The following is a 23,043-nucleotide window of genomic DNA, read 5'->3' on the forward strand; positions in this document are numbered from 1 at the left end:
CGCCAAATCTGTATTCGGTTGCCGGGATTGGATGCGGACGGAGCGGCAATGACGGAAAAAGTGGCGCTCATCACCGGTGTAACCGGGCAGGACGGGGCCTATCTCGCAGAATTGCTTCTGCAGAAGGGCTATATTGTCCATGGCGTCAAACGCCGCTCGTCCTCGTTCAACACCGAGCGCGTTGACGACATCTATGTCGATCCGCACGAGCGCGGTGCGCGTTTCTTCCTGCATTATGGTGACCTGACCGACGCCACCAACCTTATTCGCCTGGTGCAGGAGACACAGCCCGGCGAGATCTACAATCTCGGCGCCCAGAGTCATGTCCAGGTGAGTTTCGAGACGCCGGAATACACCGGCAATGCCGATGCGCTGGGAGCACTCAGGCTGCTCGAGGCGATCCGCATCCTGCGCCTGGAGAAGTCGGTGCGCTTCTATCAGGCCTCGACGTCGGAGCTTTATGGCAAGGCGCGCGAGGTCCCGCAAAGCGAGACCACGCCCTTTCATCCGCGCTCGCCCTATGCCGCGGCCAAGCTTTACGCCTACTGGATCACGGTCAATTACCGCGAGGCTTACGGCGTGTTCGCCGCCAACGGCATCCTGTTCAATCACGAAAGCCCGACACGCGGCGAGACCTTCGTCACTCGCAAGATCACACGGGCCGTCGCCTCGATTCATCATGGCCTGCAGGACACGCTCTATCTCGGCAACATCGATGCCAAGCGTGACTGGGGCCATGCGCGCGACTATGTAGAGGGCATGTGGCGCATTCTGCAGCACAGCGAAGCCGATGACTTCGTGCTGGCGACCGGCGAGGCGCATTCCGTGCGCGAATTCGTCGAACTGGCTTTTGCCGAGACCGGACGCAGCATCCGCTGGCAAGGCGAGGGTGTCGATGAAGTCGGTGTCGATGCCGGTTCGGGCACTGTCCTGGTCCGTATCGATCCGCGCTATTTCCGGCCGACCGAGGTCGATCTGCTGCTCGGTGACCCCGCCAAGGCCAAGGCAAGACTCGGCTGGTCGCACACGACCGGCTTCAGGGATCTGGTGACGGAAATGGTGCAGGCCGATCTGGCACGCGCGGCCGGCGGCACGCGGCAGAACAGCCGTTCTGCGTGAGGCAGGCCGATGGACGCGACATTTGAACTGAAGGGCAAGCGTGTCTTCGTCGCCGGGCATCGTGGCATGGTCGGTTCGGCCGTCGTGCGCCGGCTGGCGAGCGAGGACTGCGAGATACTCACCATATCGCGCGACAAGCTCGACCTGCTCGACCAGGCGGGGGTGCGGCGCTGGATGGCCGACCACAGGCCGGATGCGGTGGTGATGGCGGCCGCCAAAGTCGGCGGTATCCTGGCCAATGACCGGTTCCCTGTCGATTTCCTGCAGCAAAACCTGGTTATGCAGGGCAATGTCATTGACGGCGCCTTTCGCAGCGAGGTCGGCAAGCTTTTGTTTCTCGGCTCGTCCTGCATCTATCCAAAGCTCGCGCCGCAGCCGATCAGGGAAGACGCGCTGCTGACCGGTCCGCTCGAACCCACCAATGAATGGTATGCGATCGCCAAGATCGCCGGGCTCAAACTGTGCCAGGCCTATCGGCGCCAGCATGGCGTCGACTACATCTCGGCGATGCCGGCCAACCTTTATGGTCCTGGCGACAATTTCGACCTGCAGAGCAGCCATGTCGTACCGGCGCTGATGCGCAAGGCGCATGCGCTGGCGCTGAGCGGTGGCAGCAGCCTGGAGGTCTGGGGCTCGGGCACGCCGCGGCGTGAATTCCTGCATGTCGACGACGCCGCCGATGCCTTGGTCTGGCTGTTGAAGAATTATGCCGGCGACGGCCACGTCAATGTCGGCTCGGGAGAGGATGTCACCATTGCCGAGCTTGCCCAGACCGTCGCATCGGTCGTCGGCGTCGAGGCTGATATCGCCTTCGATACGACCAAGCCAGACGGCACGCCGCGCAAGTTGATGGATGTTTCGCGGCTGTTTGCGACGGGATGGCGCCCCCGCTACGCGCTTCGCGGTGGATTGGAACAGACATATGCGTGGTTTCTCAACCATGTTGAGAAGGGTGATGTCCGCCTCGGCGCGGCCTGATTCCAATTTTCCTTGAACCATTTCGCTGCCGCCCGCGACCAAGCGGTGTGTAGCAAACACGGTCCATCAAGGAGAACGTCAATGTTTATCACTTCAAGAAACGTCTTTCTCGCCGCCATCGCGGTTTCGGTGCTGGCAGGGTGTCAGACGGCACCGCCGAGGGAATGCGAGAAGACCAAGCCCGGTGTCACCTACAACGGCAAATGCTGCGGCATCGGCACACCGTGCCGTGAAGGCAACAACACCCCTCATGACAAGCCCGACAGGCCCGATCCGCGGCCACAGTGATCCGCGAGCCAGAAACGTCCCGGCACGTGCCGGGACGTTTCGTCCCCCGACAGGGTGGATTTACGGATCGGAAGGCCGCTACCCGGTTCCTTGCTGGCCGGCATTTTAATACGAAACGGGACGGCGGGGCAGTAGACGATGCGGTCGCGCAGATCGCGCGAAAACTTCCCGCCGGATCTGTACTTCAAGGGGCTGTTCGACTGTTCGAAGGGAAGGTCCCGGAGAAACTCAGATTTCGCTTTCCGTCGATGCGAAGGATGCTACTAAAAAAAATTCGAGATGCTCTTGAACTCATTTGGGGCGCCTCCTAATTCGATTTCCGCCAAGGCCATAAGGCTCGGCAAAAAATGGCGGCGCCGCACGGGGCGGCGTCCTTGTACCCATGTTGCTTCAAGGAGGATGTGGCTATGAGAACCTTTGATACCCTCTATCGGACCACCGTCGGTTTCGACCGGCTTTTCGACATGCTCGACAGCGGCACGCGTCCGGACTGGCCGCCCTATAACATCGAGAAGGTCGACGAGAACGGNACCCTCTATCGGACCACCGTCGGTTTCGACCGGCTTTTCGACATGCTCGACAGCGGCACGCGTCCGGACTGGCCGCCCTATAACATCGAGAAGGTCGACGAGAACGATTACCGTATCTCGATGGCCATCGCAGGCTTCAGCCAAGATGAGGTTGAGCTGACCCAGCATGGACCCGAACTGGTCGTGGTAGGCCAGAAAGCTGATGATCAGAGCGGACGCCAGCTGCTGCACCAGGGCATTGCCTACCGCAGTTTCAGGCAGACGTTCAAGCTTGCCGACCACATGAAGATCAAGGCAGCCAAACTGGAGAATGGCCTCCTCTCGATCGACATTGTCCGCGAGATTCCCGAAGAGCTGAAGCCGCGCCGCATCAGCATCGGCGTGGGCGACACGCCAACGGCCGCCACTCAGATCACGCAAGACACGGACCGCGCGCGTAAAGCCGCGTAATCCTGTCGATCTGTCACACTTTGAACTGCGGGTCCGCCTCCCGGTTCCGGCCGGGAGGCTGTGATTGCGGAGAAACGAAGATGATCACTGCAGGACCTACTGGCGCGCCTCTGTCGCGCGCCTGCAGTTGGCCTGGACCGCGCAAACCATGAAACTCAATGGTTCGTTCGATTTGGAGGATCATATGAACGATCGGATGTTTGACAGCGCCGTTTTCGTGAAAAGCGGCGACAACCTTGTTCAGGAAATCACGTGTCTCGAGGACGCTCTGGAGTTCCTCTATGAATGGCCGAAGGACAGGCGCGGCCCCATTCACCAAACCGCATTGCGGGCCTGCCAGCGAGCTTTCGATAGCGATTATCCGCTTTCCGCAGCCAGAGACGCGTTCAGCGGTTTTGCGAAAGCAGCCAGAATCCTTGAGGAAGTATCCACGACAATGCCGTGGATGATGGGCAGAGGTGGCGAAGGCGGAGGAGTGACTGCCTAAAGCGCGTCGCGAAACGGATTCATGCGACACGCTTTAAGTCTTTGTTTTGATGCATGTCGTTGTCCCAGAACGGCGGCATACTTCTGGGTGACATGCATTAGGAAAGGAGGTCATGATGCTATCGAAACCTTTTGAAAAGCCAGTCCGGGTGTGGGTGGGATTGGGCTTTCCCCGCCAACTCAACACGGTCGCAGATGCCTATCAATTCGCAGCCGAATGGTGTGGCAACAGCCCGGAGCAGAGAGCTGCTATTCGCGCTTGCAAAGCCGCTCTGATTGGTGATGTGGAACCCGAGACAGCACGAGGCGTCTTCGTCGCGTTCGCTCGCAAGAAGGATATTCTTATGGAGGACGGCATCGAGCCTGCGCCTTCAAGGACGCTAAGCCCGCACCACGTCTAAAGCGCGTCGCGTTTGAACGGACTCAGACGACGCGCTTTAGGTCTTTGTTTTTATGCATGTCGTCGTCTCAAAACCGGGGCCACTTTTGAGCGCCATGCATTAGAATGTCCACAAACACGAGGCGGCTGCCACAAGCGGTGGCCGCCTTACCGGCTAAGTCGTCGAAGGGGTGCGCCAAAAACGGGCTTGGCTAAGTTATTGAAAGGATGGTGGGCGTGACAGGGATTGAACCTGTGACCCCTGCAATGTCAATGCAGTGCTCTCCCGCTGAGCTACACGCCCATCCGAAGCCGCGCATACACCATTTTTGGTCCAGCGCGTCAATAGCCGGAAAGGGAAAGAAAGGCTCGTTTTGTCGCGCCGCCGACGAAGCGGCGAGATCACACTGTGCGTGCTTCAGGCGGCCTGCAGCATTTTTTCGACCTCGTTGACGAGATCGCGCAGGTGGAAGGGCTTGGACAGCACCTTGGCGTCTTTCGGCGCCTTGGAATCGGGGTTGAGCGCGACGGCCGCGAAACCGGTGATGAACATCACCTTCAGGTCGGGATCGATCTCGGTGGCGCGGCGGGCGAGTTCGATGCCGTCCATCTCCGGCATGACGATATCGGTCAGCAGCAGGGAGAAAGGTTCTTCGCGCAGCCGCTCGTAGGCGCTGGCGCCATTGTCAAAATCGCTGACGTGGTAGCCGGCCCGCTCCAGTGCCTTGACCAGGAACCGGCGCATGTCGTCGTCGTCTTCCGCCAGCAGAATGCGTGCCATCTTGTCCCGTCCGAATCACCCCAGCCAAGCCTGCCGTCCGGCAAGCCCGTTAACCATCCTGTATATGAGGAGCTGACGGTAAACATCAAGTGAACGTTGGCGGCATTAATCCTGATTTGACGGGGTTCCTGACATGCCGAAATGCTGGACATGCGGCCGATGAGGTGGCAGTTTCCCATCATGATGCATTGCTGTTTCCGGGTTCGTTCAAATTGACGACGGCAGCCGAAGATTTTTCGGTCGTTCCACCCTTCGAAATCCGATCGGGCGCCGAGCAGCGCGTTCCCTTCGTCTTCAACTCACCGCATAGCGGCCGCTATTATCCAGACCGCTTCCTGGCCATGGCGCGGCTCGACCGGAACGCCATCCGCCGCTCCGAGGATTGCTATGTCGACGAGCTGTTCGGCAGCGCGGTGGCGCTGGGCGCGCCGATGCTGGCGGCGAATTTTCCGCGCGCCTATCTCGACGTCAACCGCGAACCCTGGGAACTCGACCCGCGCATGTTCGCCGAGCCGGTGCCGTCCTTCTGCAACATCCGCTCGGCGCGCGTCGCCGGCGGGCTCGGCACCGTGCCCAAGCTGGTGGGCGAGGGGCTCGACATCTATTCCGGCCGTCTGCCGCTGGCGGAGGCCGTCCAGCGCATAGAGGTGGTCTACAAACCCTATCACGAGACGCTGAAGCGGCTTTTGACCAGAACCCATGCCAGGTTCGGCTATGCCGTGCTGATCGACTGCCATTCGATGCCGGCGAGCATCAGGGTGGGCGACAGCGGCCTGCGGCCGGATTTCATCGTCGGCGACCGTTTCGGCATCTCGGCCACGGCGGCCCTGACCGAGACGGCGATCGGCCTGCTCATCGGCATGGGCTACACCGTCGCGCACAACAAACCCTATGCAGGCGGCTTCATCACCGAGCATTACGGCCGGCCGGCGCGCCATCTGCATGCGCTGCAGATCGAGGTCAATCGCGGCCTCTACATGAATGAGCGGACGTTCCAGAAATCGGCCGGCTTCGATGCGCTGGGCGACGATATGGCGCGCTTTTCGGCCGACCTGATGGCGATGCCCGACCACCACTTCGTCGACCTGCCGCTGGCCGCCGAATGACGCCGGAGCGGCGGCTGTTCATGCAATCCCGCGCTGGCCATCCCGCAGCGTAAAAAAAGACCGCATCGTTTGCACGACACGGTCGAAGTCTAGGGAGGAAACGCCCAAGGAGGGCATGGACAGGAAAACCTGTCCGAGAACAAATTTATTGTGCGATGCACAAATGTCAATCGATCCCACGCTTTTTTAATTCACTCTGATGTGAAAATGCGTTTCGATGGTCCCGATGTGTGACATTTCAGCAACGCTGATGTCTCTGATAAATCGATAAACCGGCTTGTTTTGGCGGGAAAGTGCCGGCAGACCGGGTTGGCACTCTGTAATGCGGGAGAATCACGTGGACATCAGCATCGATTTCATGCGCCGGATCGCGCAAGCAGCGGCGGCTGAAACCTTGCCGCGTTTCCGCGCACAGGGCGCCGTGGACAACAAGGAAAAAGGCAGTTTCGACCCGGTCACCGAGGCCGACCGCGAGGCCGAGCGCGCCATTCGGGCGCTGATCTCGGCTGAGTATCCCGATCACGGTATCCTTGGCGAAGAACATGGCAGCGAAAACATCTCCTCAAGGCATGTCTGGGTGATCGATCCGATCGATGGTACCCGCGCCTTCATCTCAGGCCTGCCGGTGTGGGGAACGCTGGTCGGGTTGACGGTCGACGGTGACGCCGTCGCCGGCATGATGGCGCAGCCGTTCACCGGCGAGCTGTTCTACGCCAACGCTTCCGGCTCCCACTACCAAGGCCCCGGTGGGCCGCGGAAGCTGTCGACCCGCAAGAGGACGAAGCTTGACGAGGCGACCTTGTTCACCACCACGCCGGCGCTTTTCAAGGGCGAGGCGCGCACCCGCTACGACGCGTTCGAGGAACAGATCCAGCTCGCCCGCTACGGCGCCGATTGCTACGCCTTTGCCATGATTGCCTCGGGCAGCGTCGACATCGTCGCCGATCCCGGATTGAAACCCTACGACATCGTGGCGCTGATCCCGATCATCGAAAAGGCCGGCGGCGTCGTCACCACATTCGAGGGCGGTCCGGCGGAAAAGGGCGGCGACATCCTGGCCGCCGCAACGCCGGAGCTTCATGCGGCTGCAATGGCAGCCCTGCGGGGCTGATAGTCGACCCGATCAGCGCGGCTTGATCGAGCGCTGGAATTCCGCCGGCGTTCGCCCGTAGACCTGCCTGAACGCGGAGCTGAAATGGCTGTGGCTGGAGAAGCCGAGGTCCAGGCCGAGCGTGGTCAGATTGTCGTAGCGGCCAAGCAGGTCGAGCGCGCGCGCCAGCCGCAGGCGCAGATGGTAGCGATAGAGCGGCATCGCCTCGACCTGCTGGAAAACCTGCGTGAGATAAACCGGTGATACCCCGACTTCAGCGGCGATCTCGGCCAGCGTCCAGCGCCGCGAAAGATCCGAGGACAGGACGAGCTTGGCGCGATCGACCAGCTTCTGCCGGCCAGCGCTGGCGCCGGCGGCATGCGAGGTGCTCTCGCCGAGGGAGCGCCGCACCAGCGTCAGCGCCAGGGTTTCGGCCTCCAGCGTTTCGGCAATGTTGCGGCTCAGGCTGTAGCGCAGCACCGCCACCAGCGCCTGAGCCCGCGGGTCGATGCGGCGGCGCTGACGACGAAACGCCACGGCGCTGCCCGAGCGCAACTGCTCCTTCGGCGTCAGCTCCTGCAGTTGCGCCTCCTCGACAACGAGATCGAGGCAGGAATCGCCACCCTCGACGGGATGGCTGATCCGGTAGCCTTCGGCGTTGTTGAAGAACAACAACTGGTTGGCTTCGGCGACCGCATCGTTGCGGCCGACATGGCGCACGAAGACGCCGCGATAGGGAAACACAAGATGCGTGGCAGCGGTGCACTCTTCTTCGCTCTTGTGCCGGCATTCGCCGCTGCAGAGGACATCCCTCACCCTGACGGTGCCGGTGTCCAGAAGCGTCTGTACCGTGAACTGCGACATGGTGAGCTGAGACATGGCCGTTGCATTCTACCCTTGCGCCGAAAGCTGCTCCGGCACATTAGGCGATTGGCTTGTCCAAACCTGTCAGGAGACTTCACCTGTCGGGCCCTTCGTACGGCCATGGCTCAGTCCCACAAACGGCGCATGTATTCGCAGTGAGCTTGGCTGCGCGACAGGCCGATGTCCTTGAGCTGTTCGTCGGTCATTTCGAGCAAGGCAAGGCGGCTTCGGCGCCTTTCCAGTTGACGGCCGATCCAGTTGGCCGCCGCGATGCCTTGTGTCCGCAAGGACCGCCGGAACGTCGCGGTTTGAGTTGTCGGCTGATGTGCGAGGCATTGCGCCGCCGCTGCATGATCGGGGCGCATCGCTCAGGCTTCCCCGTTGCCGGCCACTGATGCGCCGGCCACTGATGCGCCGGCTTCGTTCAGCGCAATCGCGCATTCCTCACAGCAGACCTCGACGGTCTTGCCGCCGACCTTGACGCGGATCGGATTGGCGTCCAGCTGGCAATCGCAGGCAGCGCAGGTTTTCTCGGTCATGACGTCATCTCCTTGGCGTTCGGTTCGACACGGAGAGATGAGCATTCCGGGGCGGCACCGGCTGTCAGAATCTTTAGCTCTTTGTGTGCTGCCGACGCTGCTCCTGACAGAAGGCTGTCAGCAGGCGCAAGCTCAAGGCGCCGCAACATGCAGCGCCGGTGGCATCAGGCTGTGGGGTCGTCGTTGCCGGGTATGAAGGCGTCGAAGGCGGCGAGCAACTGCTCGCGATAGACATCGGCCTCCTGCAGGATCTCGTGTTTCGAGCCATCGATCATCAGCAGCGAGCCGAGGCGCAGACGCCTGGCGTAGGCTTCCACGGCCTTGGTCGAGACGACCTGATCGGCGCCGGCGGCGATCATCAGCAGCGGCACCTGGATCCTGGCCATGAAGTCGGGCTCGCTGATGGCTTCGCCTGCCTTGATTGCCGCCTGCAGCCAGCGGATCGTCGGCCCGCCGAGCGCCAGTTGCGGATAGTGCTCGTAGATTTTCGTGTTGCGCTGATAGCGCCCGGGGTCCGATGTCACCTTGTTGAGGGCGAAGGGCAGGGTTTCCCTGGGACGCGGACCCCAGGCGGCGTAGAGCCGACCGAAGCCGAGAAAGCACAATACCGAGCAGACGCGGCGCGCCATTTTTGCCGACACGGGCGAGTCGGGCACCGTCAGGAAAGGCGCAATCAGCACCATTCGACGCACCCGGTTGACCATCGACGGCGCCGCGAGCAGCGCGATCACGGCGCCCATCGAATGGGCGAGGATGTAATACGGGCCGCGGCAGTCGGGCAGCACGATGTCCTCGAAGAACTGTTCGAGGTCGCCGGTGTAATCGTAGAAGGAGCGGACATAGCCGCGTTGCGGGTCGGCGATCAGCCGGTCGGAATCGCCCTGGCCGCGCCAGTCGAGCGTGGCGACGCCGAGGCCGCGGTCGGTCAGGTTGCGGATGGTTTCGAAATATTTCTCGATGCACTCGTTGCGGCCGGGCAGCAGCACGACGGTGCCTTTCAGCGGCCGGGTGACCGCGGCAAACAGGCCGTAGCGGATCTTCTTGCCGTCGCGCGTGGTGAAAAAGCCGCCGGCGACATTTTGCGGCGGCGGATTGCCTGGCGTGGGATGGAAGAGATCCGTCATTAGGCGCTTGCGTCTTCGTGGTGTCTCACCCGGCAGGGCGTCGGCATGGTGATAGACGCCAATGGATGAAAAGCAAAGGGAGGACGCCAAGGGGGCGGACGAACAACAAGCAAGGCCGGAAGCAGCCTGCGGCGGCGTGCTTCCGGCCTCTGTCGATCCGGGAGGAAGGGACGTTACACCCGGTCGGCCTCGTCGCGGCGCTTTCATCCGGCGCCGCCTGGTTCTTTATCCTGGGGGCACTCTAGCGCCGGCCGGCTGAACGGGCGCCGAAGCAGCGGTTCATCTGCCGTTCATCGACGCCTCGATTGGCGCTCTTCAAAAATCCTTGAAATGCGCTTTTGCGCTCCCCAAATGTCGGATGCAGCCGCCGATGTCGGGGCTGCTGGTCCACCCGAAACGCCTTTCCAGGGTTTCGCACCGGCCACACGCAAACATGTTGCTCAACAGGAGAACACCTCATGCGTCACGTTGATTTTTCCCCGCTCTATCGCTCGACCGTCGGCTTCGACCGCCTGTTCACCATGCTCGACTCGCTGGCCCAGCCCGATGGCGCGCAGACCTATCCGCCCTACAACATCGAGCGCACCGGCGAGGACGCCTATCGCATCTCGATGGCGGTTGCCGGCTTCTCGGACGAAGAGATTTCGATCGAAGCCCACCGCAACGTGCTGACCGTCAAGGGTGAGCGCAAGGAAGAGGGCAATGGCGAAGGCTCCGAGCTGCTCTACCGCGGCATTGCCTCGCGTTCGTTCGAGCGCCGCTTCCAGCTTGCCGACCATGTCGAGGTCGTCGGCGCCACCCTGAAGAACGGCCTGCTTTTCGTCGACCTTAAGCGCAACATCCCCGAGGAGCTGAAGCCGCGCAAGATCGCGATTACCGCCTCTTCGGCCAACGCCAAGCAGATCGAGGCCAAGAACGCCGCGTGATCAAGAGGGCGGCGTCACAACGCCCAAGGTTGAAAGCGTCTCCTCCCGAGACGAAAGCGGCGCCGCGAGGCGCCGCTTTTTTTCGCCGCAGCCTCTGTCACCCCAACCGAAGAGTTCTGGCTCTTTTGCGGCGGGCGCCGTCTTCCCATGAAGGGCGATGTCTGATCTTTCGGCTGATTTTTCCCTGGCCCTAACGGCAACCATTGCGGTGACCTTCCTGCTGGCCGGCATCGTCAAGGGCGTTACCGGTATGGGACTGCCGACGTTGGCGATGGGGCTGCTGGGCACAATCATGCCGCCGGTCGCCGCGGCTTCGCTGCTGATCGTGCCGTCCTTCGTCACCAATATCTGGCAGCTGTTTGCCGGCCCGAGCTTCGGATGGATCCTCAGGCGGCTGTGGCTGATGATGGTCGGCATCGTCGCCGGCACGCTGGCCGGCTCATGGCTGCTGGCCAGCGACAATGTCAAATGGACGACGGCCGGCCTCGGGGCGGCGCTGATCGTCTATGCCGTCTATACGCTGCTGGCGCGGCAGTTGACGGTTCCCGCGTCAGCCGAGCGCTGGTCGTCGCCCATCGTCGGTTTCCTTACCGGCATCGTCACCGGCGGCACCGGCGTGTTCGTCGTGCCCGCTGTACCTTACATTCAGGCGCTGGGCTTGAGCCGTGGCGATCTGATCCAGGCGCTCGGCCTGTCCTTCACCGTGTCGACGATCGCGCTCGCTGCCGGCCTTGCCTCGCACGGCGCGTTCCAGGTCGGGCATGTCGCCATGTCGTCGCTGGCGGTTGCGCCGGCCTTGCTCGGCATGTGGCTCGGACAGTTGCTCCGGCAGCGGATCAGCCCGGCGACCTTCCGGCGCTGGTTTCTTGTTTTCCTGATCTTGCTTGGCCTCGAGCTTTTGGCGCGGCCTTTCCTTGCTTAGCGATCGGTGCCGGTTGCGAGAACGGCCTCGACGTTTTGCCGGTGGACGGGCTCGTACAGCGCGAAGTACTCGACCGCGCCCGTGGCGAATATGTCGGCGCCGCAGGTTTTCAGATCCTGCTTCGCAAGATCAGGCTCACGCCGGCAGCGAAGCAGTTTTTGAACGTAGGCTTGCGTCGCGGCGATGAGGCCTTTGTCGTAGCCGCCTCGCTCAATCGCTTCGAGCGAGCCGTGATTGGGCAAGATGCGGTCTATCGACCAGCCGGCCATGCGTTCGAGATCGACCAGATGTTGCGCCAGCCGATCCGCCTCGCTGACATAGGTGATCGGATCCTCGAGCGTGTCGCCCGCCAGGAGCAGGCCGGTTTCGGGCATGAACAGCACCGTGCCGTCATGGCTGTGGATTTCGACCTGACGCAGTTCGACGGCGATCGATCCAACGGCGAGGTCAAGACTGCCTGCGAAGGTCCTGTTCGGCAGCACGAGAGGCTTGATCGGTGGAACACCGCTTTCGATCTCAGCCCGGTTGTTCGCGAGCGCCGAGGCGGTGAGCGTGTTGGCGATAATCTCGCAATCCTGAAACACCTCATTGCCGGCAATATGATCGTCATGCCAGTGGCTGAGCACGACCCGGATCGATGTTGCGCCCATGTCTTCGAGCGTCTGCCTGATGAAGCGCGCGTGAGGCAGCGAAATATGCGTGTCGTAGACAAGCGCCTGCGAACCATCGACGATCGCATAGGTGCAGATGCCGAGGGCATAGGCGCCGTCGTCCAGCCAGTTCGGCTCGTCCGACCAGGCGCGAACGCCGTCAACGCGGCCATCGTAGAAGCCGAGCACGTTTGGCGCCGGGCGAACCAGCCGCATGGTTGAGCCGAGAGGTGGCTTTGTCATTGGCGCGGTCTCGCGGGTTCAGGCGATCATCTGGCCGAAGCGATCGACCTCATCTGAAGTCGTGGCAAAGCTGGTGACGAAGCGATAGAGCAACTCGTCCTCGCCGACATGGCCGTCGAAGCCGTGCGGCCTGTGCCAGTCGTAAAAGGCTGCGCCGACGGATTGCAGCCTTTCGGCTTCCGCCTTTTTCATCACCGCGAACACCTCGTTGGCCTGCGGCAACCAGGCGAGCTTCGCCGTTGCCGAATCCTCGATCGCAGCCGCCAGGCGCGCGGCCATGGCATTGGCATGACGGGCCGTGTCCAGCCACAGGCCGTCTGTGAAGTAGGCGTCGAACTGCGCTGCGATGAAGCGCGACTTGGAGAACAGCTGTGCGGCGCGCTTGCGCAGGAAGGACAACTCCTTGGCGCGGTCTAGATCGAACAGCACCACCGCTTCGGCGCACCAGCAGCCGTTCTTGGTGCCGCCGAACGAGACGATGTCGACGCCGCGCTTCCAGGTCATTTCGGCCGGCGTCGTCTCAAGCGCGACCAATGCGTTGGCAAAACGGGCGCCGTCCATATGCAGCGGCAGGGAAAAGCGTTTGGCGATCTCCGAAATGGTGGAAATGTCGTCGAGCCCGTACACTGTGCCGACTTCGGTCGATTGGGTGATCGAGACGGCCGTCGGGCGTCCCCAATGGACGATTTCGGGTGCGAAACGGGCGACGGCGCGTTCAAGATTGTGCGGATCGATCTTGCCCAGGGCGCCGTCGACAGCATGGAGACGCGAGCCGCCGCTGAAATATTCCGGCGCGCCGCATTCGTCCTCGATGATGTGCGATTCGCGGTGCGCAAAGGAAATGCCGCCGGGCTTGTTGTAAGCGGCCAGGGACAGCGAGTTGGCCGCCGTGCCGGTAGCGACGAAGAACACCGCGACCTCGCGTTCGAAGATCTCGCTGAAACGCTGGTAGACGGCCCGGTCGAGATCGCCATCGCCATAGGCGGTCGAAAAGCCGCCAGCATTGGCTGACAGCCCGGCGGCAATGTTGGAATGGACGCCCGCCCAGTTGTCGGATGCAAAGAACATCAGGAAAGTCCCTGCCTGGTTGAGAAAGTCTGGTTGCGACAAGAGCGCGACCATGGCCGTTTCGGGGTTTGACGCGCAAGGGCCAAGGGCTGAAAAAGCGGTAAAGCCAAAGGCGATCACGAAGGAGTGCCGGGACCGAAATTTCGTTTCAACAGCGCCCGACGTAATTTTCTGTCGCCAAACGTCCAAGAATTTGGTGAATCGGTCTTGTGTGCGCCCAGGATTTCTGCCATAAAAATTTAGGACAGTAGTGCTGTCTTATTTTGTCGCACAAGTCAGGCTGGATTGGCGTATCATTTGGGCCACTCCGGCCGTTGCCGCGAGCGACGGGTAGACGGCTCGGCTGTGGCCTGTACGATACCGGATACGAACCGGCGGTGCACCGCACGGTCCGCCAAGGATTTCGAAAAGACGTGCCGCAAGAATGAGAGCGGAAGCCAGTCGCTTCCCAAGGTAGACCAGCGCCCCAAATGCTAGACGTGCAAGGGGCCGGATCGGAGGACAGGACGATGACGGAACTGACGCCATCTGCGATTATCGGCCAGGCCGCGCAGACGAAAGCGGCAGCCGTTAAAAATACCGTTCTGACCAAAGAAGGCCGAACCACCAACGGCCTGACCGGCAACGGTATGGCCGCGCAGGGTCTCTACGATCCGCGCAACGAGCATGACGCGTGCGGCGTCGGCTTCATCGTCAACATGAAGAACGTGAAGTCGCACCAGATCGTCAAGGACGGGCTCTTCGTGCTCGAAAACCTGACGCATCGCGGCGCTGTCGGCGCCGATCCGCTGATGGGCGACGGCGCCGGCGTGCTGGTGCAAATCCCCGATCATTTCTTCCGCGAAGAGATGGCGGCCCAGGGCGTCGAACTGCCGGCGGCAGGCCAATACGGCGTCGGCCACTGGTTCATGCCGCAGGATGCGGCACTGCGCGCCCATATCGAAGAGATCATCGCCGAATCGGCGCAGTCAGAAGGGCTGCCGCTGCTCGGCTTTCGCGACGTGCCGGTCGACAATTCATCGCTGTCGAAGGCGCCCGATATTGCGGCCTCCGAACCGTTCCATCGCCAGGTCTTCATCGGCCGCACATCAGACATTCCAGATGACGAGGAATATGAGGCCAGGCTGTACCTGCTGCGCAAGGTGATTTCCGGCCGCATCTACGCCGAGAACAACAACAAGGATATCGGCGCCTACTGTGTGTCGCTATCGGCGCGCACCATTGTCTACAAGGGCATGTTCCTGGCCTACCAGGTCGGCGCCTATTACAAGGATTTGTCGGATCCGCGTTTCGAGACCGCGCTGATCCTCGTCCACCAGCGCTTCTCGACCAACACCTTCCCGTCATGGAAGCTGGCGCACCCGTACCGCATGGTCGCGCATAATGGCGAGATCAACACGGTGCGCGGCAACAACAACTGGATGGCGGCGCGCCAGGCCTCGGTCGATTCCGAACTGTTCGGCAACAACATCTCGAAGCTGTGGCCGATCTCCTATGACGGCCAGTCCGACACGGCGTGCTTCGACAATGCGCTCGAATTCCTGTTCCAGGGCGGCTACAGCCTCAGCCACGCCATGATGATGCTGATCCCGGAAGCCTGGGCCGGCAACAAGCTGATGGATGCCGACCGCAAGGCTTTCTACGAATACCACGCAGCCCTTATGGAGCCGTGGGACGGGCCGGCCGCGGTCGCCTTCACCGACGGTCGCCAGATCGGCGCCACGCTCGACCGCAACGGTCTGCGCCCGGCGCGCTACATCGTCACCGACGACGACCGCGTCATCATGGCGTCAGAGGCCGGCGTGCTGCCGGTGCCGGAGGAGAGGATCGTCAAGAAGTGGCGGCTGCAGCCCGGCCGCATGCTTCTGATCGACCTCGCCAAGGGCCGCATCATTTCCGACGAGGAGATCAAGTCGGAGATCGCCACCAGGCATCCCTACAAGACCTGGCTCAACAACACGCAGCTGATCCTCGAGGATCTGAAGCCGGTCGAGCCGCGCGCGCTGCGCAAGGATGTCAGCCTGCTCGATCGCCAGCAGGCTTTCGGCTACACGCAGGAAGACACCAAGCTGTTGATGTCGCCGATGGCGACCACCGGCCAGGAAGCCGTGGGTTCGATGGGCACCGACACGCCGATCTCGGCGATGTCGGACAAGTCGAAGCTGCTCTACACCTATTTCAAACAGAATTTCGCCCAGGTCACCAACCCGCCGATCGACCCGATCCGCGAGGAGCTGGTGATGAGCCTGGTGTCGTTCATCGGGCCGCGGCCGAACATCTTCGACCTGGTCGGCAATTCGCGCCGCAAGCGGCTCGAAGTGCGCCAGCCGATCCTGACCAATGGCGATCTGGAAAAGATCCGCTCGATCGGCCACACAGAGGACCGTTTCGACACCAAGACCATCGACATCACCTACGGGTCGAGCGAGGGCGCGGCCGGCATGCAGGGCGCCGTCGAGCGTCTGTGCGAGCGCGCCGAGGCGGCCGTTGCCGGCGGCTACAACATCATCATCCTGTCCGACCGCCAGGTCGGTCCCGACCGTATCGCCATTCCGGCACTGCTGGCGACGGCTGCGGTGCACCATCACCTGATCCGCAAGGGTCTGCGCACCGCCGTCGGCCTGGTCGTCGAATCCGGCGAGCCGCGCGAAGTGCATCATTTCTGCTGTCTCGCCGGCTACGGCGCCGAGGCGATCAACCCCTACCTTGCCTTCGATACGCTGCTCGACATGCACAAGCGTGGCGAACTGCCGGCGGAGGTCGACGCCTACGAGGTGGTCTCGCGCTACATCAAGTCGATCGGCAAGGGCATCCTCAAGGTGATGTCGAAGATGGGCATCTCCACCTACCAGTCCTATTGCGGCGCGCAGATATTCGACGCCATCGGGCTGAAGTCGGATTTCGTCGACAAGTACTTCACCGGCACAGCGACGCTGATCGAAGGTGTCGGCCTGGACGAGGTCGCGGCTGAGACGCTCAGCCGCCACACCGACGGTTTCGGCAACGATCCGGTGCTGCGCAACAGCCTCGAGGTCGGCGGCGAGTACATGTACCGCATGCGCGGCGAAGCCCATATGTGGTCGCCCGACGCCGTCGCCACCTTGCAGCACGCCGTGCGCCAGGGCTCGTGGGAGACGTTCAAGGAGTATTCCGCGCAGATCGACAGCGAGACGGCCCGTGCCCAGACCATACGCGGCCTGTTCAGGATCAAGCTTGCGGAAGAGACCGGCCGCAAGAAGGTGGCGATAGAGGACGTGATGTCGGCGGCCGATATCGTCAAGCGCTTCTCGACAGGGGCGATGTCGTTCGGCTCGATCTCGCGCGAGGCACACACGACGCTGGCGCGCGCCATGAACCAGATCGGCGGCAAGTCGAACACCGGCGAGGGCGGCGAAGAGGCCGACCGCTATCTGCCGCTGCCCGGCGGCGGCAAGAACCCCGAACGTTCGGCGATCAAGCAGGTCGCCTCGGGGCGGTTTGGCGTCACCGCCGAGTATCTCGTCAATTCCGATGTCATGCAGATCAAGGTCGCGCAGGGCGCCAAGCCCGGTGAGGGCGGCCAGCTGCCCGGCCACAAGGTCGACGCCACCATCGCCAAGGTCCGGCACTCGACGCCTGGCGTCGGCCTGATCTCGCCGCCGCCGCATCACGACATCTATTCGATCGAGGATCTGGCGCAGCTGATCTACGATCTGAAGAACGTCAACCCGGCGGCCGATGTCTCGGTAAAGCTGGTGTCGGAAGTCGGTGTCGGCACGGTCGCGGCGGGCGTCGCCAAGGCGCGCGCCGACCACATCACCATCTCCGGCTATGATGGCGGCACCGGCGCGTCGCCGCTGACCTCGCTCAAGCATGCCGGCAGCCCGTGGGAAATGGGCCTAGCCGAGACGCACCAGACGCTGGTGCTGAACGGGCTGCGCTCGCGCGTTGCGCTGCAGGTCGATGGTGGCTTGCGCACGGGGCGCGACGTCATCATCGGTGCGCTGCTCGGTGCCGACGAGTTCGGCTTCTCGACCGCGCCGCTGATCGCGGCCGGCTGCATCATGATGCGCAAGTGCCACTTGAACACCTGCCCGGTCGGCGTCGCGACGCAGGACCCGGTTCTGCGCAAGCGTTTCAAGGGCACGCCCGAGCATGTCATCAACTTCTTCTTCTACGTTGCGGAAGAGGTGAGGGGGCTGCTGGCCGAGATGGGCTACACCCATATCGACCAGATCATCGGCGACAGCGACCTGCTGGAAAAGCGCGAGATGATCCAGCATTGGAAGGCGCGTGGGCTCGATTTCGGCAAGATGTTCTTCAAGCCGGACGCGCCGCATGAGGCGGTGCACTGGACCGAACGGCAGAAACACCCGATCGACGATGTACTCGATCGCAAGCTGATCGAAGTGGCGAAGCCCGCGCTCGAAAGCAAGCAGCCGGTCAAGATCGAGGTCGACATCCGCAATGTCGATCGCTCCACGGGCGCCATGCTGTCGGGCGAAGTCGCCAAGCGCTTCAGGCACAAGGGCCTGCGCGAGGACACGATCCAGGTGAAGCTGACCGGCACCGCCGGCCAGTCGTTCGGCGCCTTCCTGGCGCGCGGCATCTCGTTCGATCTCGTCGGTGCGGCCAACGACTATGTCGGCAAGGGCCTGTCGGGCGGACGCATCGTCATCCGGCCGCCGGAGGAGTCCAGGATCGTCGCGGCGGAATCGATCATCGTCGGCAACACCGTCCTCTATGGCGCGACCGAGGGCGAGGCCTATTTCGCAGGTGTCGCCGGCGAGCGCTTCGCGGTGCGCAATTCGGGCGTCGCCGCCGTCGTTGAAGGCGTCGGCGATCATGGCTGCGAATACATGACCGGCGGCATCGTCGTCGTCATCGGCCAGACCGGTCGCAACTTCGCTGCCGGCATGTCGGGCGGCGTGGCCTATGTTCTGGATGAGGCCGGCGATTTCGCCGCGCGCTGCAACATGGCGATGGTCGAGCTGGAGCCGGTTCCGGAAGAAGACGATCTGATGGAAAGGCTGCTGCATCATGGCGGTGACCTCGACCACAAGGGTCGCGTCGACGTCTCGGGCGACATGACCACCCATGATGAGGAACGGCTTTACCAGCTTATCTCGAACCACGTCCATTTCACCGGTTCGGTACGCGGCCGCGAGATACTCGACGACTGGACGACCTTCCGGCCGAAATTCCGCAAGATCATGCCGGTCGAATACCGCCGCGCGCTGATCGAGATGGAACGCATGCGCATGGGCGTGGCGGCGGAATAGGTTTTTCGACTTGCCGGGAGGCGCAGGCTTCCCGGCGGAACTTTCAGCGACAGTTTGACCTCGGATGCAAGGTTGCCACGGCTGCCTCAAGGGGTTAACGGGTGCGAAAACCGCACCATCTGGACAGCAGGAACTGGACTATGGGCAAGGTAACAGGCTTTCTCGAAATCGACCGGCAGGTGCACAAGTACCAGCCGGCCTCCGACCGCATCCGGCATTTTCGTGAATTCACGCTGCCGATGTCGGACAAGGAGGTCGAGAAACAGGCGGCGCGCTGCATGGATTGCGGCATCCCGTTCTGCCACGGGCCGACCGGTTGCCCGATCCACAACCAGATCCCGGACTGGAACGACCTCGTCTACAATGGCGACTGGGACAATGCGATCCGCAACCTGCATTCGACCAACAATTTCCCCGAGTTCACCGGCCGCATCTGCCCCGCGCCCTGCGAGGAAGCCTGCACGCTGAACCTCGAGGACATTCCGGTTGCCATCAAGACTGTCGAACAGGCAATCGCCGACAAGGCTTATGAAACCGGCCATATCCGGCCTTATCCGCCAGAGAAGAAGACGGGCAAGCGGGTCGCTGTCATCGGCTCCGGTCCGGCAGGGATGGCGGCGGCGCAGCAGCTTGGCCGCGCCGGCCACGAGGTCAGCGTTTATGAGCGTGAGAGCCGTCCCGGCGGGCTGATGCGCTACGGCATTCCCGACTTCAAGATCGAGAAGCACTATATCGACCGCCGCATCGAGCAGATGCAGGGCGAGGGCGTGACCTTCCATTGCGGCGTCAATGTCGGCGTCGATAAGCCGGTGGCAGAGTTGCTCGCCGGATACGATGCGGTGCTCTATTGCGGCGGTTCGGAATCGCCGCGTCCGGCCAACATTCCGGGCGACGATCTCGGCGGCGTCTATGACGCCATGCCCTATCTGGTGCAGCAGAACCGTCGCGTCGGCGGCGAGCCGATCCAGTCGGTGGCCTGGCCGTCGCATCCGATCATCGCCGGCGGCCAGCATGTCGTCGTCGTCGGCGGCGGCGATACCGCGTCCGACTGCGTCGGCACCGCCTTCCGCCAGGGCGCGGTGCGCGTCACCCAGCTCGACATCCGCCCGCAGCCGCCGGAGAAGGAAGACAAGCTTTCGGTCTGGCCTTACTGGGCGACCAAGATGCGCACCTCGTCCTCACAGGCCGAAGGTGCGGAGCGCGAATTCCAGGTGGCGACGCTCGAATTCATCGGCGAGGACGGCCAACTGACCGGCGTCAAATGCTGCGAAGTCGACGAGAAGCGCAAGCCGATCGCCGGCACCGAATTCGTCATCCGTGCAGACCTCGCCTTCATCGCCATCGGCTTTGCCGGACCGGCTGCCGCCGGCGTCGCGAAAGAGCTGGACGGTGAGATGAAAATCACTACCGACAGCCGCCGTTCCCGCAATGTCGAAGCCAACGATCGCGACTACAAGACCAGCGTCGACAAGCTCTACGCCGCAGGTGATGTGCGCCGCGGCCAGTCGCTGGTTGTGTGGGCGATCCGCGAAGGCCGCCAGGCCGCGCGCTCGATCGATGAAGCGCTGATGGGGTCGACGGTACTCCCCCGTTAACGATTGATCGCCGTCGTCGTATCCGTCGCGGCAGCGGCCTTGGGCGGCCACGAGAAGTCGTCGGCGCGGCCGGGCGAGGCCTCGGGCGCCTTGCCTTCGAGGATTAGTTTTTCGCCGGGTAGATCCGGATTGGCTTTCGGCGCCGCCGCCGCACCGAGAAGTTCGGTACCGCCGTCGAGCGCCGGATCGTTGAGCAGCATTGGAACGGTGCGGTCGACCACGATCGGGGCGGCGGGCAGCGACGGCGCCTCGACCGGGGCGCCGGCCGGTGCGGCAGCCGTCACCACGCTTCCCGGCGCTGCCAGGCCGAGGATCTTGGCCAGCGGCTTTTCGGTGTAGAAGGCGAGCTTTCGCTTGCCGGCTTTCGAGACGTTGATGCCGTCGTCGGAGCGCAGCCGCACGGCCTGGCCGTTAATGTCGGGGCCGGTCGAGACAAAGGCGCCGTTCTCGTCGACGAACCCATCCCAGACATCGACGAATTCGCCGCCGTTCTTCTCGGCAGCCGAGTGGTAGATGTCGTTGAATGCGAGCATGTCGGAGGTCATCTTCGGCGTCTTGAAGGCTGGCATGCCGACCCACAGATAAGGCACCTTGGTCGCCGCCAGTGCCTTTCCCAAGGCTTCGGTCCGGCGTTCGTATTCCTTGGTCCAGTTCTCGGAGCGCGGCTGCTCGCGCACATCGTTGACGCGCATCTGCTGGCGGTCGTTGGAGCCGAGCATGACGACGACCACGGAGGGTTTTTCGGTCTCGACCAGCGATTTGACCTGTTCGGGCCAATTGTAGACATCATCGCGCACGAAACCCGAAGAACCGTTGGCGCGCTCGACGATCCTGACGTTGGCATTGTCGGCAAAGGCTGTTTCGAGGCCTTCGGCCAGGCCGTTGGCCATGAAATCGCCGATCACCAGAACGACGCGGGCATCCGGTGTCTTCTCGACAATCGGAGCGGAAGGTTCAACGGGTGCACGGGGCTTCTTCTTGACCTTCGGCTTTGCCTTGCGGACGTCGAGCGGCGGCTCGATGCGTTCGCTGCGGCGCGGGAACAGAAGGTCGCGCAGCGACCAGCCGCGGTTCTGCGGTTGCTCCTGCGCCAAAGCCGGTGTGTGGAAACTGCCGGCGACCCCCGTCGCCAGGACGACGATGGCCAGAATGAGGATCGGCAAGCGGAAAACGATCACACGGATACGCGCTGCCGAAACCAAGCACCCTCTCCATCCCTTGGTGCATGGCCCTTGCAGGGGATCATGCACAGACCGATGCTACGGCATCCCTTGCGTCGCAAATGCAAGCTGCCGTCGCCGGCTCTATTTCTTTCTGAGCCATTTGAGCACTTCCATGCTCGGATACCCGTCCTGGGTCAAGCCGACCGTTGCCTGATAGGTCATGATGGCGGTTTTCGTGCCGTCACCGATCTTGCCGTCGAACTTGCCGTCGTAAAGTCCGTGCTGCGAAAGCCGCTTCTGCAACTCCTGCCTTTCCTCGAAGGACAGTTTGGTGAAGGGCCGCTTCCAGTCCTGCACCAGACCATTAGAGCCGGCGATTTCGTCGGCAAGAAGGCCGACGGCCAGGGCATATTTGTCGGCGTTGTTGTAGGCCTTGATGACGGAGAAGTTCTTGATCATCAGGAATGCCGGTCCGCCGCGGCCGTCCGGCACTTTCAGCGTCGCCTTGTCGGTTGCGTTCTTGAACGGCTTGCCATTGGCCCTGGCGACGCCGAGCGCCTGCCACTGCGCCAATGTCTTCGAGCCGGCAGGCAGTTTGCCGGCTGGAATGGTGACCTCGTAGCCCCAGGTCTTGCCGCCCTGCCAGCCATTCTTCTTCAGCAGATTGGCTGATGTCGCCAACGCATCGGGGATCGAATTCCAGATGTCGCGCTTGCCGTTGCCGTCCATGTCGACGGCATAATGCTGGTAGCTGGTCGGGATGAACTGGGTCTGGCCCATGGCGCCGGCCCAGGAGCCCATCAGGTGGCTTTCGTCGATGTCGCCGGTCTGCAGGATTTTCAGCGCGGCGACCAATTGGGTGCGGGCGAATTTCGAACGCTTGGCGTCGCCATAGGCGAGGGTTGCCAGCGAGCGGATGACATTGCGCATGATGTCGTCGCGCTTGAGGATCTCGCCATAATTCGATTCCATCGACCAGATGGCGAGCAGGATGTAGCGGTCGACGCCGAACCTGGCTTCGATCCGGTCCAGCCACGGCTTCCATTTCCTGGCCATCTGCTGGCCGACGGCAACGGACTGGTCGTGGACGCGGTTGTCGAAATAGTCCCAGGCGGGCGCGGTGAACTCGGGCTGGGTGCGTGCCTTTTCCAGCACCACCGGGTCGGGCTCATTGATGCCCCGGAACGCTCGGTCGTAGACCGCGCCGGAAACGCCGCCCGCCACGGCCGTGGCGCGGAAGCCGGCGACCCATTGCCGAAACCCGGCATCGGCGAAGGCCGGTCCGGCCGGCATCAGCAAGGCGAGCGAGAGGCTGGCCGCCGTCAGCACGCTGGTAAAGAGTTTTGCGGCACTGCGAACGGACATATTTTCCCCTTTCTCTATCTCAGGAAAGACCATTCATCGCCGAACCGGGTTAGCAATTGGTTTACCATAGGCGGCGCCTGGAACGAAAAGACACCTGGATGCTTTACCGGTTGATG

21 protein-coding genes and 1 tRNA gene are annotated in these 23,043 nt (G+C 62.6%); 12 read left to right on the forward strand and 10 right to left on the reverse strand.

Annotation, left to right across the window (positions count from 1 at the left end; all coding sequences use genetic code 11):
* The first annotated feature begins 48 nt into the window (after positions 1–48).
* The 6 genes from gmd to X750_RS155305 all read left to right on the forward strand — a co-directional run bounded on the left by gmd (position 49) and on the right by X750_RS155305 (position 4,252).
* Positions 49–1,119: a GDP-mannose 4,6-dehydratase gene (gmd, locus tag X750_RS155325; RefSeq protein WP_023704027.1), complete on the forward strand. Its 1,071-nt coding sequence runs from the start codon at positions 49–51 to the stop codon at positions 1,117–1,119.
* Between the two features lie 9 nt (positions 1,120–1,128).
* Positions 1,129–2,097 (forward strand): GDP-L-fucose synthase, encoded by a 969-nt coding sequence (locus X750_RS155320; protein ID WP_023704026.1) that lies wholly within the window; start codon positions 1,129–1,131, stop codon positions 2,095–2,097.
* A gap of 81 nt (positions 2,098–2,178) precedes the next feature.
* On the forward strand, positions 2,179–2,385 hold the full coding sequence (locus tag X750_RS1000000164245) for a hypothetical protein (protein WP_023686425.1): 207 nt from the start codon (positions 2,179–2,181) through the stop codon (positions 2,383–2,385).
* A gap of 572 nt (positions 2,386–2,957) precedes the next feature.
* Positions 2,958–3,365 (forward strand): Hsp20 family protein, encoded by a 408-nt coding sequence (locus X750_RS155315; RefSeq protein ID WP_050587649.1) that lies wholly within the window; start codon positions 2,958–2,960, stop codon positions 3,363–3,365.
* A 64-nt stretch (positions 3,366–3,429) separates the two neighbouring features.
* Complete coding sequence (locus X750_RS155310; protein WP_348524465.1) at positions 3,430–3,852, forward strand: DUF982 domain-containing protein; 423 nt, start codon at positions 3,430–3,432, stop codon at positions 3,850–3,852.
* A gap of 112 nt (positions 3,853–3,964) precedes the next feature.
* Positions 3,965–4,252 carry a DUF982 domain-containing protein gene (locus X750_RS155305; RefSeq protein ID WP_245260022.1) on the forward strand — a complete coding sequence of 96 codons (288 nt, stop codon included), beginning with the start codon at positions 3,965–3,967 and terminating at the stop codon, positions 4,250–4,252.
* A gap of 207 nt (positions 4,253–4,459) precedes the next feature.
* Here X750_RS155305 and X750_RS155300 read toward each other — a convergent pair.
* Both X750_RS155300 and X750_RS155295 read right to left on the reverse strand, forming a co-directional pair.
* Positions 4,460–4,534, reverse strand: a tRNA-Val gene (locus X750_RS155300).
* 114 nt (positions 4,535–4,648) lie between these two features.
* Complete coding sequence (locus tag X750_RS155295) at positions 4,649–5,011, reverse strand: response regulator (RefSeq protein WP_023671195.1); 363 nt, start codon at positions 5,009–5,011, stop codon at positions 4,649–4,651.
* Positions 5,012–5,175: 164 nt separating this feature from the next.
* On the opposite strand from X750_RS155295, the gene X750_RS155290 reads away from it, so the two are divergent.
* Complete coding sequence (locus X750_RS155290) at positions 5,176–6,117, forward strand: N-formylglutamate amidohydrolase (protein WP_023747131.1); 942 nt, start codon at positions 5,176–5,178, stop codon at positions 6,115–6,117.
* Between the two features lie 337 nt (positions 6,118–6,454).
* On the forward strand, positions 6,455–7,228 hold the full coding sequence (gene hisN / locus X750_RS155285; protein ID WP_023747132.1) for a histidinol-phosphatase: 774 nt from the start codon (positions 6,455–6,457) through the stop codon (positions 7,226–7,228).
* Between the two features lie 12 nt (positions 7,229–7,240).
* Here hisN and X750_RS155280 read toward each other — a convergent pair whose 3' ends face one another.
* The 4 genes from X750_RS155280 to X750_RS155270 form a co-directional block, all read right to left on the reverse strand.
* Positions 7,241–8,071 carry an AraC family transcriptional regulator gene (locus X750_RS155280; RefSeq protein WP_023683234.1) on the reverse strand — a complete coding sequence of 277 codons (831 nt, stop codon included), beginning with the start codon at positions 8,069–8,071 and terminating at the stop codon, positions 7,241–7,243.
* 125 nt (positions 8,072–8,196) lie between these two features.
* Complete coding sequence (locus X750_RS155275; RefSeq protein ID WP_023683235.1) at positions 8,197–8,436, reverse strand: DUF1127 domain-containing protein; 240 nt, start codon at positions 8,434–8,436, stop codon at positions 8,197–8,199.
* Positions 8,437–8,439: 3 nt separating this feature from the next.
* Positions 8,440–8,610 (reverse strand): hypothetical protein, encoded by a 171-nt coding sequence (locus X750_RS1000000166345; RefSeq protein ID WP_023683236.1) that lies wholly within the window; start codon positions 8,608–8,610, stop codon positions 8,440–8,442.
* Between the two features lie 164 nt (positions 8,611–8,774).
* On the reverse strand, positions 8,775–9,734 hold the full coding sequence (locus tag X750_RS155270; RefSeq protein WP_023683237.1) for an alpha/beta hydrolase: 960 nt from the start codon (positions 9,732–9,734) through the stop codon (positions 8,775–8,777).
* A gap of 458 nt (positions 9,735–10,192) precedes the next feature.
* On the opposite strand from X750_RS155270, the gene X750_RS155265 reads away from it, so the two are divergent.
* Together X750_RS155265 and X750_RS155260 are read left to right on the forward strand one after the other, a co-directional pair.
* Positions 10,193–10,660: an Hsp20 family protein gene (locus tag X750_RS155265; RefSeq protein ID WP_023671202.1), complete on the forward strand. Its 468-nt coding sequence runs from the start codon at positions 10,193–10,195 to the stop codon at positions 10,658–10,660.
* A gap of 157 nt (positions 10,661–10,817) precedes the next feature.
* On the forward strand, positions 10,818–11,582 hold the full coding sequence (locus X750_RS155260; protein ID WP_023695702.1) for a sulfite exporter TauE/SafE family protein: 765 nt from the start codon (positions 10,818–10,820) through the stop codon (positions 11,580–11,582).
* Here the strand turns inward: X750_RS155260 and X750_RS155255 are convergent.
* Together X750_RS155255 and X750_RS155250 are read right to left on the reverse strand one after the other, a co-directional pair.
* Positions 11,579–12,475 (reverse strand): MBL fold metallo-hydrolase, encoded by an 897-nt coding sequence (locus X750_RS155255; protein ID WP_023747133.1) that lies wholly within the window; start codon positions 12,473–12,475, stop codon positions 11,579–11,581. The genes X750_RS155260 and X750_RS155255 overlap by 4 nt on opposite strands.
* A gap of 18 nt (positions 12,476–12,493) precedes the next feature.
* Entirely contained in the window at positions 12,494–13,543 is a 1,050-nt protein-coding gene (locus X750_RS155250) for a low specificity L-threonine aldolase (protein ID WP_023686416.1), read from the reverse strand.
* Between the two features lie 509 nt (positions 13,544–14,052).
* Here X750_RS155250 and gltB point away from each other — a divergent pair.
* Both gltB and X750_RS155240 read left to right on the forward strand, forming a co-directional pair.
* Complete coding sequence (gltB, locus tag X750_RS155245) at positions 14,053–18,804, forward strand: glutamate synthase large subunit (protein WP_023747134.1); 4,752 nt, start codon at positions 14,053–14,055, stop codon at positions 18,802–18,804.
* A 140-nt stretch (positions 18,805–18,944) separates the two neighbouring features.
* Entirely contained in the window at positions 18,945–20,399 is a 1,455-nt protein-coding gene (locus X750_RS155240) for a glutamate synthase subunit beta (protein ID WP_023671207.1), read from the forward strand.
* On the opposite strand, the gene X750_RS155235 is transcribed toward X750_RS155240, so the two are convergent.
* Entirely contained in the window at positions 20,396–21,601 is a 1,206-nt protein-coding gene (locus X750_RS155235) for a DUF459 domain-containing protein (protein WP_023695706.1), read from the reverse strand. The two genes, X750_RS155240 and X750_RS155235, sit on opposite strands and share 4 nt — an antisense overlap.
* Positions 21,602–21,703: 102 nt before the next feature.
* Positions 21,704–22,927, reverse strand: coding sequence for a lytic murein transglycosylase (locus X750_RS155230; protein WP_023744196.1), 1,224 nt, complete (start codon positions 22,925–22,927; stop codon positions 21,704–21,706).
* Between the last annotated feature and the right edge of the window lie 116 nt (positions 22,928–23,043).

The sequence above is a fragment of the Mesorhizobium sp. LNJC391B00 genome (assembly GCF_000502535.1).
Lineage (GTDB): Bacteria > Pseudomonadota > Alphaproteobacteria > Rhizobiales > Rhizobiaceae > Mesorhizobium.

Coding starts and splice junctions, on each gene's coding strand:
- X750_RS155305 (WP_245260022.1), top strand. CDS start 3,965: ATGATGCTATCGAAACCTTTTGAAAAGCCAGTCCGGGTGTGGGTGGGA.
- X750_RS155280 (WP_023683234.1), bottom strand. CDS start 8,071: ATGTCGCAGTTCACGGTACAGACGCTTCTGGACACCGGCACCGTCAGG.
- X750_RS155275 (WP_023683235.1), bottom strand. CDS start 8,436: ATGCGCCCCGATCATGCAGCGGCGGCGCAATGCCTCGCACATCAGCCG.
- X750_RS1000000164245 (WP_023686425.1), top strand. CDS start 2,179: ATGTTTATCACTTCAAGAAACGTCTTTCTCGCCGCCATCGCGGTTTCG.
- gltB (WP_023747134.1), top strand. CDS start 14,053: ATGACGGAACTGACGCCATCTGCGATTATCGGCCAGGCCGCGCAGACG.
- X750_RS155250 (WP_023686416.1), bottom strand. CDS start 13,543: ATGTTCTTTGCATCCGACAACTGGGCGGGCGTCCATTCCAACATTGCC.
- X750_RS1000000166345 (WP_023683236.1), bottom strand. CDS start 8,610: ATGACCGAGAAAACCTGCGCTGCCTGCGATTGCCAGCTGGACGCCAAT.
- X750_RS155260 (WP_023695702.1), top strand. CDS start 10,818: ATGTCTGATCTTTCGGCTGATTTTTCCCTGGCCCTAACGGCAACCATT.
- X750_RS155320 (WP_023704026.1), top strand. CDS start 1,129: ATGGACGCGACATTTGAACTGAAGGGCAAGCGTGTCTTCGTCGCCGGG.
- X750_RS155240 (WP_023671207.1), top strand. CDS start 18,945: ATGGGCAAGGTAACAGGCTTTCTCGAAATCGACCGGCAGGTGCACAAG.
- X750_RS155295 (WP_023671195.1), bottom strand. CDS start 5,011: ATGGCACGCATTCTGCTGGCGGAAGACGACGACGACATGCGCCGGTTC.
- X750_RS155255 (WP_023747133.1), bottom strand. CDS start 12,475: ATGACAAAGCCACCTCTCGGCTCAACCATGCGGCTGGTTCGCCCGGCG.
- gmd (WP_023704027.1), top strand. CDS start 49: ATGACGGAAAAAGTGGCGCTCATCACCGGTGTAACCGGGCAGGACGGG.
- X750_RS155270 (WP_023683237.1), bottom strand. CDS start 9,734: ATGACGGATCTCTTCCATCCCACGCCAGGCAATCCGCCGCCGCAAAAT.
- X750_RS155265 (WP_023671202.1), top strand. CDS start 10,193: ATGCGTCACGTTGATTTTTCCCCGCTCTATCGCTCGACCGTCGGCTTC.
- X750_RS155230 (WP_023744196.1), bottom strand. CDS start 22,927: ATGTCCGTTCGCAGTGCCGCAAAACTCTTTACCAGCGTGCTGACGGCG.
- X750_RS155315 (WP_050587649.1), top strand. CDS start 2,958: ATGCTCGACAGCGGCACGCGTCCGGACTGGCCGCCCTATAACATCGAG.